The sequence below is a fragment of the Streptomyces griseocarneus genome (genome assembly GCF_014655595.1).
GTDB classification, from domain to species: domain Bacteria; phylum Actinomycetota; class Actinomycetes; order Streptomycetales; family Streptomycetaceae; genus Streptomyces; species Streptomyces griseocarneus.
Genome location: NZ_BNBL01000002.1, coordinates 556,104 through 569,023 on the forward strand (window position 1 = coordinate 556,104; position 12,920 = coordinate 569,023).

General features: G+C 72.4%; 9 protein-coding genes. 3 read left to right on the forward strand and 6 right to left on the reverse strand.

Annotated elements, in window-relative coordinates; translation table 11 throughout:
* Positions 1 to 20 precede the first annotated feature (20 nt).
* The 5 genes from IE295_RS08380 to IE295_RS08400 all read right to left on the reverse strand — a co-directional run bounded on the left by IE295_RS08380 (position 21) and on the right by IE295_RS08400 (position 5,177).
* A complete protein-coding gene (locus IE295_RS08380; RefSeq protein ID WP_190062870.1) occupies positions 21 to 1,526 on the reverse strand; it encodes a flavin-containing monooxygenase in 1,506 nt (501 codons plus the stop codon).
* 154 nt (positions 1,527 to 1,680) lie between these two features.
* Positions 1,681 to 2,922, reverse strand: a complete 1,242-nt coding sequence (locus IE295_RS08385; RefSeq protein ID WP_190062871.1) for an MFS transporter — start codon at positions 2,920 to 2,922, stop codon at positions 1,681 to 1,683.
* Positions 2,919 to 4,157, reverse strand: coding sequence for a 5-aminolevulinate synthase (hemA, locus tag IE295_RS08390; protein WP_190062872.1), 1,239 nt, complete (start codon positions 4,155 to 4,157; stop codon positions 2,919 to 2,921). Before hemA ends, IE295_RS08385 begins: the two co-directional genes overlap by 4 nt.
* Positions 4,158 to 4,365: 208 nt before the next feature.
* A complete protein-coding gene (locus IE295_RS08395; RefSeq protein ID WP_190062873.1) occupies positions 4,366 to 5,019 on the reverse strand; it encodes a hypothetical protein in 654 nt (217 codons plus the stop codon).
* Positions 5,016 to 5,177 carry a hypothetical protein gene (locus IE295_RS08400; RefSeq protein ID WP_190062874.1) on the reverse strand — a complete coding sequence of 54 codons (162 nt, stop codon included), beginning with the start codon at positions 5,175 to 5,177 and terminating at the stop codon, positions 5,016 to 5,018. Before IE295_RS08400 ends, IE295_RS08395 begins: the two co-directional genes overlap by 4 nt.
* A 155-nt stretch (positions 5,178 to 5,332) precedes the next feature.
* Here IE295_RS08400 and IE295_RS08405 point away from each other — a divergent pair, with 155 nt between their 5' ends.
* Entirely contained in the window at positions 5,333 to 9,475 is a 4,143-nt protein-coding gene (locus IE295_RS08405; RefSeq protein ID WP_190062875.1) for a tetratricopeptide repeat protein, read from the forward strand.
* Between the two features lie 58 nt (positions 9,476 to 9,533).
* Here the strand turns inward: IE295_RS08405 and IE295_RS08410 are convergent, their stop codons facing one another.
* Complete coding sequence (locus IE295_RS08410) at positions 9,534 to 10,421, reverse strand: hypothetical protein (protein WP_190062876.1); 888 nt, start codon at positions 10,419 to 10,421, stop codon at positions 9,534 to 9,536.
* A 479-nt stretch (positions 10,422 to 10,900) separates the two neighbouring features.
* Here IE295_RS08410 and IE295_RS08415 point away from each other — a divergent pair, with 479 nt between their 5' ends.
* The gene (locus tag IE295_RS08415; protein WP_190062877.1) at positions 10,901 to 11,011 is read left to right on the forward strand and encodes a keywimysin-related RiPP; all 111 of its coding nucleotides are present in this window, start codon (positions 10,901 to 10,903) and stop codon (positions 11,009 to 11,011) included.
* Positions 11,012 to 11,035: 24 nt separating this feature from the next.
* Positions 11,036 to 12,886: a lasso peptide isopeptide bond-forming cyclase gene (locus IE295_RS08420; RefSeq protein ID WP_190062878.1), complete on the forward strand. Its 1,851-nt coding sequence runs from the start codon at positions 11,036 to 11,038 to the stop codon at positions 12,884 to 12,886.
* The last annotated feature ends 34 nt before the right edge of the window (positions 12,887 to 12,920 follow it).

The window sequence follows — 12,920 nt, forward strand, 5'->3', positions numbered from 1 at the left end:
GACGCGGTCCTCGGGCGGTGTCACCTGACGGGCGCCCGGAGTTCGCCGGCACGTCCGTACCAGGTGTAGGCGGCGGGATCGAAGCGGTTCAGCCGGCGCACGAGCCGCCCGGTGGACCAGGGCCAGATGAAGGCGTTGCGGCCGCTGGGGCTGAAGTAGTAGCTCGAGCAGCCACCGGAGTTGTAGACGGTGGTCCGCAACGCCTTCTGCACCGCCGCGTTGTACGCGGCCTGCACGGCGGGGCGGACGTCGAGGACGGCACGGCCGGAGCGGCCCAGATGGGTCAGCGCGGCGGTGAGGTGGGCGAGCTGGGCCTCGACGACGGTGATCGCGGAAGTGTTGCCGGTGTGCACGTTGGGGCCCAGTAGCAGGAAGAGGTTGGGGAATCCGCTGACGCTCGTACCGAGGTATGCCTCGGGGCCGTCGTTCCAGACCTGGTGCAGCGTACGGCCGTCCGCGCCCCGCACCTGGCGGGCGAGCGGGAGGTCGCCGATGTGGAAGCCGGTGGCCAGCACGATGACGTCGGCACGGACCTGGCTGCCGTCGGCGCCGACGAGCCGGTCCGCGCGCACGGCGGTCACCGCGGTGGGGTGCAGGTGGACATGGGGGCGGGCCAGGGCGGCGTAGTACGTACTCGAGGTCAACAGCCGTCTGCAGCCCAGGGCGTAGTCCGGGGTGAGCGCGCGGCGCAGTCCCCGGTCGCGGACGGCCAGCCGCAGGTGGGCCCGGGCGCCGGCCTGCACGGGCCGGACGAGCCAGGGGTGCCGGAAGGCGAACCCGAAGGCCTCCTGCAGCCCGTACTGCGCGGCGCGCAGGGCGCGGTGTCCGCCGGGCGTGCGGCGCAGGCGGTCGAGGGGCCGGGGGAGGGGGAGGTCGGGCTTGGGCAGTATCCAGTGGGCCGTGCGCTGAAATATGTGGAGAGCCGCCGTCCGCTCCTGGATCTCGGGAACGACCTGAACGGCGGAGGCGCCGGTGCCCACGACGGCGACACGGCGCCCGGTCAGGTCGACGCCGTGGTCCCACCGGGCCGTGTGGAAGACCGGCCCGGCGAACCCCCCGAGCCCGGGCAGGTCGGGCAGGCGCGGCCGGTGCCACGGTCCGGTGGCCAGGACCAGGACCGCGGCTCTGTACGGCCCGTCGGTGGTGTCCAGCTGCCAGCGGGCGGAGGCCCGGTCCCACCGGGCCCGCAGCACCCGCACCCCGCAGCGCAGGACCTCGCCGACGCCGTACCGCTCGGCCGTCGCCCTGAGATAGCCGTGGATCTCCCGCTGTCCGGCGAAGAGCCGGCTCCAGCCGGGACCGGGAGCGAAGGAATAGCTGTACAGGGTGGCGGGCACGTCGCAGGCGCAGCCCGGGTAGGTGTTGTCCCGCCAGGTGCCGCCCACGTCCCGGGCCTTCTCCAGGACGACGAGGTCGTCGAAGCCCTCCTGGCGCAGCCGGACGGCCGCCCCGATACCGGAGAACCCCGCTCCGACGACCACCACCCGGACGTCTCGGCCCGGTCGGGCGTCCTGTGCTCCGGTCATCCGCCCAGTCTGGGGGGACCCGCCCGGCGCCCGTCAGGGCGCGCGCCGGGCGTGTGATCCCCGCGGCGCGACCGCCGGGGGCGTGAGCCGGGCTCTCCGCGACCGGACGGGAGCCGTCACGACCGTCACGACCGGAGGTGCGGCCGCCGCTCGGTCATGCCGTCGGCCGGGAGCCCGGCCGGGAGTTCAAGCGGGCGGTCACGGCCGACAGGGCGGCCGCCGTGACGCCCAGCCCCGCGGTGACGGCGACGAACGCCGGGCCCGCCGGCTGCCAGGGGCTCAGCACGGTGGTGCCCACGGCGACGCCCAGGTGGTCCAGCGTGCCGTTCCACGAGACCACGCTCGCCCGCCGGCGAGGGCTGGCGCTGCCGAGGTAGGTCTGCTGCGTGGTGTAGAAGGCGCCCCCGGCCGCGAACCACACGAACAGCGCAGGCAGGGTGACCGCGAGCTGGGTGACGGACAGGGCGACGACGGCCGCTGCCACGAACACCAGGGCCAGGACGGCCGACAGCCCGTTCTCGTCGCGGCCGCGATCGCGCACCCGGTCGATCACCCGGCCGGCCAGCACCGACCCGGCCAGGGATCCCGCGCCCACCAGCAGCCCGATCAGCCCCAGCCGTCCCGCGTCGAACGCGTAGCGCTCGGCGAACAGCGCGCCGACGAACGTATACGCCCCCAGCCGTCCCGCCTGCAGGAACCCCGTCGACAGCAGCGGCAGCGCCAGCCGCTTCTCCCGCCAGATCCCGAACCCGCCCAGCACCGAACCGCGGCGGGCCGGATGGGGACCGCGCAGCAGCCAGAGGACGAGGATCACCACCGGCGCCAGCCCGGCGGCCAGGGCGGCGAACGCCCAGGACCAGTCGGCGGTCTGCGCGAGCAGCCCGCCCAGCGGCACGCCCAGGACCTGGCCGAGGGCGTAGCAAGCGACCCCGCCCGCCACCGCGCGGCCACGTTGGCGCGGCGCCGCGGCCTCGGCGAAGTAGGCCCACATGGCCGGTGCGGCCATGGCCCCGCCCAGCCCGGTCAGCGCGCGGGCGGCGGTCAGCGCGCCCAGGCTGCCGGCCGTGGCGCACAGCAGGTTGCCGCACAGGAACAGCAGCCCACCCCCGGCGACGAACACCCGGCGCGGAAAGCGGTCGGAGACGCCGCCGAGCAGGGGAGCGGCGACGGCGTACGTCAGCACGTAGGCCGTCACGACCTGGGCCGCGGCACCGGTGCCGACCTCCAGGTCCGCGGCGATGGTCGGCAGCAGCGGCGAGACCAGGAAGGTCTCGCACCCCATGAGGAAGAGGAAGGCGTACAGCACGGCGCAGCGGCCCCACGGCGTGGCCCGCCGGTCGTCCTCCGCCGCCTCCCGGCGGGGGACGACCAGCGGCCGGGGGCCGGGCCCGGTCACACCGGCTCCGCGTAGGCGGGCGCGGGGGTGCGGGGCAGGCCGAGCTCGTGCCAGGTGCGGTCCAGGACGTCGGCGAAGTGGTGGACGTCGTCCGGCCGGTGGACGGGCGAGGGGTTGATGCGCAGCCGCTCGCTGCCCCGGGCGACGCTGGGGAAGTTGATGGGCTGCGCGTACAGCGCGTGGCGCTCCAGCAGGATGCCGGCCAGCCGCCGGCACCGGTCCACGTCGCCCACCAGAACCGGCACGATGTGGCTCTGCTCGCTCACCAGCGGGATTCCCGAACGACGCAGCAGGAACTTCAGCAGCGCGGCGCGCTCGTGCAGCTGCTTGCGCTCGGTGTCACTGGCCCGCAGGTGCCGCACGCCGGCCAGCGCGCCGGCGGCCAGGGCCGGCGGCATGGAGAGGGTGAAGATGAACGCCGGCGCCAGGCTGCGGACCGCGTCGACCACCGGGCCGGGACCGGCCAGGTAACCGCCCGCCGTGCCGTAGCCCTTGGCGAACGTGCCCATCAGGACGGTGACCCCGTCGGCGATGCCGAGCTGCGCGGCGAGCCCCGCGCCCTGGGGTCCGTACATGCCGACGGTGTGCGCCTCGTCGACGTACACCAGGGCGTTGTGCCGCTCGGCGACCGCGCACAGGTCGGCCATGGGGGCCATGTCGCCGTCCATGGAGTAGACGGACTCGAAGGCGACCACCTTCGGCCGGCCGGGACGGACGGCGCTCAGCAGCCGGTCGAGGTCGGCGGGGTCGTTGTGGGCGAAGACGTGCCGCTCGGCGCCGCTCGCGCGCATCGCCAGGATCATCGAGGCGTGGTTGAGCCGGTCCGAGAAGAACGCGCAGTCCGGCAGCGTCCTGCCCAGGACGTACAGGGCGGCGTCGTTGGCGGCGTAGCCGGTGATGAAGGTGAGCGCGCTCTCCTTGCCGTGCAGGTCGGCCATCTCACGTTCCAGCGCGACGTGGTGCGGCGTGGTGCCGGAGATGTTGCGCGACCCGCCGGCCGCGGCGCCCGAGGCGTCCAGCGTGGCGCGCATCGCGGCCAGGACGGCGGGGTGCTGCCCCATGCCGAGGTGGTCGTTGCTGCACCAGACGGTGACCTCCCGGGGCCCCTCGGGCCGGTGGTGCAGGGCGCGCGGGAAGCGCCCGGCGAGCCGTTCGATCTCGACGAACGTGCGGTACTGCCCGGTCTTCCGAAGAGTGTCCATGCGATCGGCGAAGAAGCCTGAGTAATCGAACATCGGTGGAAATCCCCCCGTGGTGGGGCGCGTCCCCCCGCGCCCTCGCACTGTAAGCATGGGGCGAGAGGGATATCCTTCGCATCGCCGACAAGGACGGGGGCAGATCCATCAAACGTGGCATTCAGCACTCTGGTGGACATACTCCCAGGGAGTACGGACGCGCCCCGAAGCCCTACTTGAGGAGGAGGCCGCACCGCGATGCGAGAGGTCAGCGTGCGGTGGCCGTCGAGCAGAGGAAGGTGACGGCACCGGCGATGACCAGCACGCCACCGAGGAAGGTGTGCCGACGGGCCCTGCGCAGCCTCTCCCGCACCTGCCACGCGTGCGCGGTGGCGAGCAGCCACCGCAGACAGGGGTCGGTCCTCGCGATGTTGCGGTGCGCGGTCAGCAGGCCCTGCCTCAGCACGGCGCGCTCGCCGGGCTCCGCCGACGCCAGCCGCCGGGCGATGTTGGCCGCGATCCGCCGGTGCCGCAGCAGGTCCTCCACGCTCGTGGCCACGGAGCCGAAGTAGTACCAAGGAGCGGCGTCGAGCTGCTCACGGAGCCCGCGCACGGCCGGTTCGCCGAGGGAGGCCGGCGTGGTCATGGGCGGCACCAGGACCTCACTGATCTGCCAGATCGCCCAGGCGACACCGGACAGCGCCACCAGCATGCCGCCGCCCGCCCACGCCGCGTGCTCCCAGTCGGTGATCCTGCCGACCGCGAGCAGCGGCCCGCCCCCGAGCAGCAGCGCGCCCACCGCGCCGGTCGAGGCGATGAGCCAGCGTGCGGTGGCCCGGCTGTCGGCGACGGAGTCCAGGGGCGAGGGCAGCGCGTCGAGCGTCGCGGTGCCGGGACGGTCGGCCTGAGGCTCCTCACTCACGAGGTGTCCCCGCGGAAGGCGACACCCAGCGGACCGGGGTCGTCGTCCGGGAGATCGACGTACGGCAGCCACTTCTGCCCGTCGAAGAACTCCAGCTCGCCGGAATCGCCGACGCGCACCGCGTTGATCTCCGTGGGTTCCTCCGGCTCTCCGGCCATGCTCCCCCGCCCTTCGCCCCGCCCCTTCGTCCCGGCCGTTGCGCTGTCGTCGGCCGCCTACCCATCATGGCAGCAAAGGGGGTTCGCAAGTGATCCGGTTGGTTGTCGGCAGTACGCGAGTAACCGGTGACATCCGAGGCCATCGGGTCGGTCATGTGCCGAGGGCCGCAGATCAGCGCACGGCCGACCTGCTGTGGCGGCTGCGACGGCAGCCGTCGGCCGAGCTGCTGCGGGAGGCGGGCGTCGCCCTCGGACACCGCTTCCTGGGGGGTGCCCTCGGCGAGGCGCTGGCGGGGGAGTTACGGCGGCCCGGCCGACACCGGCTGGGCATCGAGGTGACCGACCCCACCCTGGCCGACCTGCCCTGGGAAGCGCTCGTACCGCCCGGCCGCCCCACCCCCTTGGCCCTGGACGAGGGCGTCGACCTCTACCGGACCGCGCGGACGACACCACGGGCGACACCACGGGCGGACGCCGTCGGCGGCCCGCTGCGCATCCTCGCGGCGATCGGCAGCCCGGACGGGAGCAGCCGCGAATTGCTCGACTACGAAAGGGAACTGGGAAGGATCCTGGACGCGGTGGAATCCTGCCACCGCGGCGGCGTGGGGGTCCGCGTCCTGGAATGGGGCAGCACCTCGGCGATCGGCATGGCACTCGCCGAGGAACCCGTCGGCATCCTGCACGTCTCCTGCCACGCCCGCCCCGGCGCCCTGCTGCTGGAGACCGACACGGGCGACGAGGACCCGGTGGACGCCGCCCGCTTCCTGGCCGAGGTCCTGCCGCCCGGACGCCCGGTGCCGCTGATCGTGCTGGCGGGGTGCTCCACGGCCCGGGACGAGCACGGCGGGCGCCCCGGGCTGGCCAGAAGCCTGCTCGAGCACGGAGCGCCGGCCGTACTGGCGATGAACGGCGCCGTCAGCGACGACTACGCCACCGACCTGTGCGCCCGCCTCTACGAAGGCCTCGCCCGCGACCGCGAATCCGACCTGCTGACCGTCTTCTCCCGGGTCCGGCGGGCGATGGAGGACGCGCCCCGGCCCTTGCCGGAATGGGCGACACCGGTGCTGTTCCTCGGCGATCCCGGACTGCGGCTGACCGGACCGGACGACGCCGGCACAGACGCCAACGCCAACGCCAACGCCGACGCCGACGCCACGGACCGCAGCGGCCGCCCGCCCGCGACGGCGACCGTACGGGACCGCGTGACGCGCGGCCCCGGCGACTTCATCGGCCGCAGACGCACGCTGCGCCGCCTGTCGCGGGTGGCCCCGCGCATGCTGCTGCACGGCATCGGCGGCATCGGCAAGACCAGCCTCGCCGCCGAGCTCGCGCGGCGCTACGAGACGGCCGGCGGGCTGGTGGTGACGGTCAGCGGTGAGACGGGCGCCGAGGCGGTCCTGGAAGAGCTCCGGCGCCGGCTGGTGGCCCACTGCGCCGCGCGGAACATCACCGGGACCCACCCGCTGCGGCAGCTGGTCCTGGTGCTGACCGAGCAGACCCGGGACTGGCGGGAGCGTCTCGTACCGGTCGGCGACGCCTCGCTGCCGGTCCTGCTCGTGCTGGACAACGCCGAGGACAACCTGGACACGGACAACCTGGACACCGGCTTCCACTCGGCCGACGAGGACCTCGCGGACTTCCTGGCCGCCTGGGCGGAACGCCAGGCACTGATCATCACCAGCAGGTTCCCCTTCGACGTGCCCGGCCTGGAGTCCCACCACCTCGGCCCGCTGTCCTGGCAGGAGACACGGAAGCTGATGTGGCGGCTGCCCGGCATCGACCGGCTGACGCCACAGGAGAAGCGGCAGGTGTGGACCCGCCTCGGCGGCCATCCGCGGTCCCTGGAGTACCTCGACGCGCTGCTGCGCGACGGCGTCGGGCGCTTCGACGATGTCACCGCCCGCCTGAGAGCGGCCACGGCGGAGCGCACCGGCGGGTCCGTCGCGACCGTCGAGACCGGCGCGCCCGGCCGGTTGGGCGACGTGCTGGCCGAGACGGGGGCGCTGATCGCCGAGGACGTGCTGCTGCCCCAGCTGCTGGCCCGGCTCGACACGGTGCCCCTGGCCGGGGAGCTGCTGCTGGGAGCGTCGGTGTACCGGCTGCCCGTGGACACCGCCGGACTGGCCTGGCAGGCGGCACCCGTGGCGGAACGCGAGCAGCCGCCGCCGGCCCCGGAGGGCATGGAGCACGCGATGGGCAGGCTGCTGCACCTCGGGCTGCTGGCACCCGCCGACTCCGGCTATTTGGTGCATCGCTGGACGGCGGAGTCCTTGGCCCGGCGGGCCGGGCGGAGCCGGCTGACCGCTGTCCACCGCAGAGCCGGGGACTACTGGGGTTGGCGCGGCCGCGCGACCTCCGAGCCCGTCGAGTACATCCAGCAGGTGATCGAAGCCAGGTACCACCATCTGGCCGGTGGCCGTATGGACGAGGCACTCGAGTGCACCAGGCTGGCCTGCCGCGAACTCGAGGCCGCGGGGCAGTGGTCCAGGGAGGAGCGGCTGCGCCGTGAGGCTCTCACGATGGTGCCCCGGGGATCCCTCCAGGCGGCCGAATTCACCGCGGACCTGGCCGGGCTGAAGAAGCGCAGGGGAGACTACGCGCAGGCGGAAGCGCTGTACCGGAAGGCGCTGGCCACCTTCCGGAGCCTGGAGTCGGACGAACATGTCGCGGCCGCGCTGCACAATCTGGGAATCATCGCCGATCACCGGGGGCAGGCGGCGGATGCGGAACGGCTGTTCAAGCAATCGCTGTCGCTCAAGGAGCGGATCGGCGACCGGTGGGCCATGTCCTTCGCCTACCACGAACTCGCCGGGCTGGCGCTGGACCGGGGAGACGACCGGGCGGCCGAGAAGCTGTATCTCGACGCGCTGGCCATGGCGGAGGAAGCGGGTGATCTGGAGGGCGTTTCGGCAAGCCACCACCAGATCGCCCTCCTGGCCCTCCGGGCGAAGGACTACGCCAAGGCCGAACAGTGCGTGAACCTCGCCCTGGACGGTTACACCCGGCTGAACGACCGGATCAGGATCGGCAGCGGCAGGATCCTGCTCTCGAGGATCGCGGCCGCCGTCTTCAACCACGAGACGGCTCAGCTGCACATCAGGGCCGCCCTGGAAGTCTTCGAGGACATCGGCAGCAACCGGCACATCGCCGAATGCTGCCTGCAACTCGGCGAGATCTCACGTGACCTCGGCGACCTGGCCTGGGCGGAGACCTGTTTCGCCCGTGCCCGGACCCTCTTCACGGCCCTCGGCGAACGGGTGTTCCTCGCCAAGGCCAACGACATGCTCGGCGCCGTCCGAACGGTCCTGGGGCGTGTCGCCGAAGCGGTGCCGTGCACGCTCGAGGCATGGCTCGGCAAGACCGTCCGGTCGGGCTGCACAGATTGGCTGGCCATCCAGTGCATGGCGCTCGGAACCCAGGCCTTCGGCGATGTCCTCGGACAGCACATGGATCCCGGGCAGGCCGTGGACGTGCTGGAACTCACCCAGTCGTACGTCAGGTTGACCCGGTCCCGGGTCCCGGACGGCCCGACCCCGCTGGGAAGCGCGTACATCCTGCGGGCGATCGACTCCTTCAAGGACGGGGACTACGGAACGGCCCGGATGTGCCTGGTACGGGCACTGCCGATCTGCGAGGCGGCGGGATATCGGCGCGGTGTCGCCAAATGCCACGAGGACCTCGGCCTGGTGGGCCTGGAGACCTGGCACCTGGACGAGGCCGAGACACGCTATCTGGCGGCACTCGAGATCTACGAGCGGATGCGCGACGACACGAACGTGGCCATCGTCCGTCACCAGCTCGGACGGGTCCACGAGAGCCGGCACGACTACGCGGAAGCGGAGAAGCACCTCCGCGCTTCCATCGCCATCAAGAAGCGGCTCGGGAACCCGTCCGGCGTCTCCAACAGCACCTTCCATCTCGGCACGATCGCCCAGCGGCGAGGCGACTACGCGCTCGCCGAGCGGTGCTACCTGGAATCCCTGGCGATCGACGAACAGCAGAGGGACTGGAAGGGGATAGCGCTCGACTACGCCGAAATCGGCAACCTGCGTGCGGAGCAAGGCCTTTCGGACCTGGCCGTCCCGCTGATGGTGGAAGCCCTGTCCATCAACGAGCGCATCACCTCGGACAATGCCATCCGCAATATCCGTGCGCTGCGGAAGGAACGCGCGAAACTCGGCGACGACGCCTTCACCCGCATTCTGCGCGACAGCCTCGACGAGGAGAGAACGTCGCGGATCCTTGAGCTCACCGCACTCCGGCCGCGCACCGCACAGGACCCCCGGCCCCCGGAGTGACGAGGCCGGGCCGCCGTCCGGGCGGTCCCCGGCCACATGCGCGGCAGCCCGTCCTCCCTCAGTTGGCGATCTCCACGCGCACGTCCTGCCGGATCCTCGCCGTGACGTCGGCCGCCTTGTCCAGTGAAGGGTCCAGGTGGAGCAGGATCGTCTCGGCGTCGGCTGAGGAGACGACGCCGACGGTGCTGTTGTCGGCCCAGATGCACACGGGCACCGTGAAGGTCCGCGGGCCCAGGGACGGGTCGGTGGTCTTCATCTTCTGGCACTTCATCACCGCGTTGCCGTCCAGCCGGTCCGGCTTGAACGCCCGGGGACTGCCCTCGAGTTCCGGCTTGCCCGTGGGATCGGCCTGGATGCCGAGGATCAGGGTGCGGAACATGTTGTCCACCGTCGCCTCGGGGTCCTTCACCCCGCCCCACAGGCCGCCGAAGTTGGCCAGCTTGAGGGGGGAGGTGGCGGTGGTGCCGGACTTGTACGCGGCCCCGACGCTCTGCGCGTCGGTGATGCCGACGATCGCGAGGGTCTGCTTGTCCACGTCGTGGAACGGATCCCGGCTCGTGACGGGGTCCTTCTTGTACGTGCCGCCCAGGATCGTCTCGGGAGCGGTGAGCCGGTAGCGCTTGCCGTCGCCGGGCGCGGCGGCGCCCTTGAGACCGCCGAGGCCCGCCGTCCCGGGCGGGCTGTTCTCCGCGGCCCGCGAAGGCTCCCGCCGGTCCTTTCCCTGGATGAGGAGGACTCCGCCGGCCGCGACCGCCCCCACGAGGACGAACGCCCCCGCCACGAGGGCGATCGTCCTGCCCCTGCCTCCCCTGCCGGGTGGCCGCGACGGTGGCGGCGGGTACGGCTGGTGCGGCGGTATGCCGTAGGGGCCCGACTGGTCCTGGCTCATCGACTGCCTCTGCGTTCTCTCCACCGTACGGGGCACGGCGGAGGGTTGGTCGCGCACGACGTCCTCACCCCTGGCATACCGGCCGTGCCGCGCAGGCGGCAACGATTCCGGGCCAACGCCGCCACCCACTGCTCCTTCACACCCGTTCGACCGCCCCTCCGCGCCCGTACGGAGTGGGCGCACAGCCGGTGTCCCCGTCGAAAACGTCTGCCCTGGACGTGAATTCGCCGAACGAAGCCGCACGAAGTGAAGGGCTTTTCGTATTTCGCCGCACTGGTGAACGGGTTTCCCCTTCCCTCGAGAATCCCGAAATCACCCTGGCATCAGCCGTATCGGTGGCGGCGTTGATTGAACTTTCTGATACGGCGAATTCCCGACAGAGGTTGCGACGCCTCTCGGGGGTGTGGCTAATATTTTCATACGTTCAACGCCCTGGCGTGCGGCGCGAAATGCACGAGTTCCGCTGCTTCGGGGACCGGAAATCGCGGACCCCGAATTGGCCAGGGTCTCGGGTACACCCAATCTGAGGAGATCTCATGAAGAAGGCGTACGAAGCTCCGACGCTCGTTCAGCTCGGTACGTTCCGCAAGAAGACCGGGCTGCTGAAGACCCACGGCAACGACCGTCTGATCCTCAGCAAGAACTGAGCGCCGGCAGGTTGATTCGACGCCATGCCGCCGTCCTCTGAGACGGGGGGAGTGGGCCCCGGTGACGCGCACTTCGTGGTCCTTCCGGACTGCGAGGACGCGCTCGCCGCGGCCCGCTCCTTCCCCCGCCCCCCATCCCGAACCCTCGATCACGCTTCCGGCCGGCCCTGGCTGATCGGCCGGTGGAGCGAGAAGGAAATCGTCACGGCTCGCGCCGGGCGGACCGCCATCGCTGTCGTGGGCTGCTGCCCGGTCGGGCCGGCCGAGCTCGAGCGCCACGCGGCCCGGATACGCGACCTCGCCGATCTCGACGGCCTGGCCCGGGAACTGTCCGGCAGCTTCCACCTCGTGGCGGCCCTCGACGGACGGCTGCGTGTGCAGGGAACCGCGTCCGGTCTCCGCCTGGTCTTCCACGCGTCCGTCGGCGGCGTGGAGGTGGCCGCCACCCGTGCCGATGTGCTCGCCGCCGCGATCGGCTCGGAGCCGGACGAGGAACAGCTGGCCACCCGGCTGCTGTGGCCCGTCCCCTACCCGCTGTTCGAGTCGTCGCTGTGGCGTGGTGTCACGGCCGTGCCCCCGGAGGAGGCGCTGATCATCGCGCCCGACGGGCGGACGGCCCGGCGCTCACGCTGGTGGACGCCCCCGGAGCCGACGCGTTCCCTGGCCGAGGGTGCCCCCCGGGTGAGGCAGGCGTTGTCCGAGGCCGTCGACGCCCGCACGCGCGACGGCGGCGTGGTCAGCTGCGACCTCTCCGGCGGTCTCGACTCCACCTCGGTCTGCTTCCTCGCGGCCGCCTCGCCCGCCCATGTGGTGGCGAGCACCTGGCCGGGCCGCGATCCCGCGGACAGCGACCTGTACTGGGCCGAGAAGGCCGCCGGCTTCCTCCCGGACGTCGAGCACGTCGTCTGGGACGCCGACGAGTCCCCGCTGGTCTACACCGGCCTGCTGACCATCGACGACCTCATGGACGAACCGACCATCGGGGTCATGGACCGGGCCCGGGTCCTGCACCACCTGCCGGGGCTGGCCGAGCGCGGCAGCCGGCTGCACCTGACCGGCATCGGCGGCGACCACGTGGCCTGGTGCTCCGAGGCGTACTACCACCGCCTGATCCGCACGCGACCACTGCTCGCCCTGCGGCAGCTGCGCGGCTTCAAAACCCTCTTCCAGTGGCCGCTCGGCGACACGGCGCGGGTCCTGGCCGACTCCCGGCCGTACGGACAGTGGCTCGCCGCCTCCAGCCGGCGGCTGCGCGACCCCCTGCCGCCCCCGGTCGACGGAGCGCTGGGCTGGGGCTCCTCACCGCGCCTGTTCGACTGGGTCACGCCCGAGGCGGCACACGCCGTCGGGCGAGCCCTGCGGGACACGGCGGCGCGTGCCGAGCCGCTCCACCCGGACCGCGGCCTGCACGCCGACCTCGAGCAGGTCCGCATCTGCACCCGGATCGTCCGTCAGTGGGACGGCATGGCGGCCCGGGCGGGCGTGCCGATGGCCTCGCCGTTCTTCGACGACCGGGTGATCGAGGAATGCCTGGCGGTCGATCCCGCCGAGCGCGTCACCCCCTGGGCCTACAAGCCCTTGCTGGCCGCCGCCATGCGCGGAGTCGTACCGGACGCATGCCTGCGGCGCTCCAACAAGGCGCATGCCTCGATGGACGCCTCCAACGGATTGCGCGAGCACCGCGGCGATCTGATGGAGCTGTGGGAGGGCTCGCACCTGGACCGCATGGGCCTGGTGGACGGCGGCGCCCTGCGCACCCTCGCCCAGCGGCCCTCCACTCCCGGACTGAAGGAGGCGATCCTCTACTCCACGATCGCCTGCGAGGTATGGCTGCGGAACCTGCCGCAACACCAGGAGAAAGCCCTCAGTACCTGACACGCGAGGTGCGCCGGCGTCCGGCGGAGAACGC

Excerpts from the sequence above, each read along its gene's own strand:
- IE295_RS08380 (WP_190062870.1), bottom strand. The coding sequence starts at position 1,526 with ATGACCGGAGCACAGGACGCCCGACCGGGCCGAGACGTCCGGGTGGTG.
- IE295_RS08415 (WP_190062877.1), top strand. The coding sequence starts at position 10,901 with ATGAAGAAGGCGTACGAAGCTCCGACGCTCGTTCAGCTCGGTACGTTC.
- hemA (WP_190062872.1), bottom strand. The coding sequence starts at position 4,157 with ATGTTCGATTACTCAGGCTTCTTCGCCGATCGCATGGACACTCTTCGG.
- IE295_RS08420 (WP_190062878.1), top strand. The coding sequence starts at position 11,036 with ATGCCGCCGTCCTCTGAGACGGGGGGAGTGGGCCCCGGTGACGCGCAC.
- IE295_RS08400 (WP_190062874.1), bottom strand. The coding sequence starts at position 5,177 with ATGGCCGGAGAGCCGGAGGAACCCACGGAGATCAACGCGGTGCGCGTC.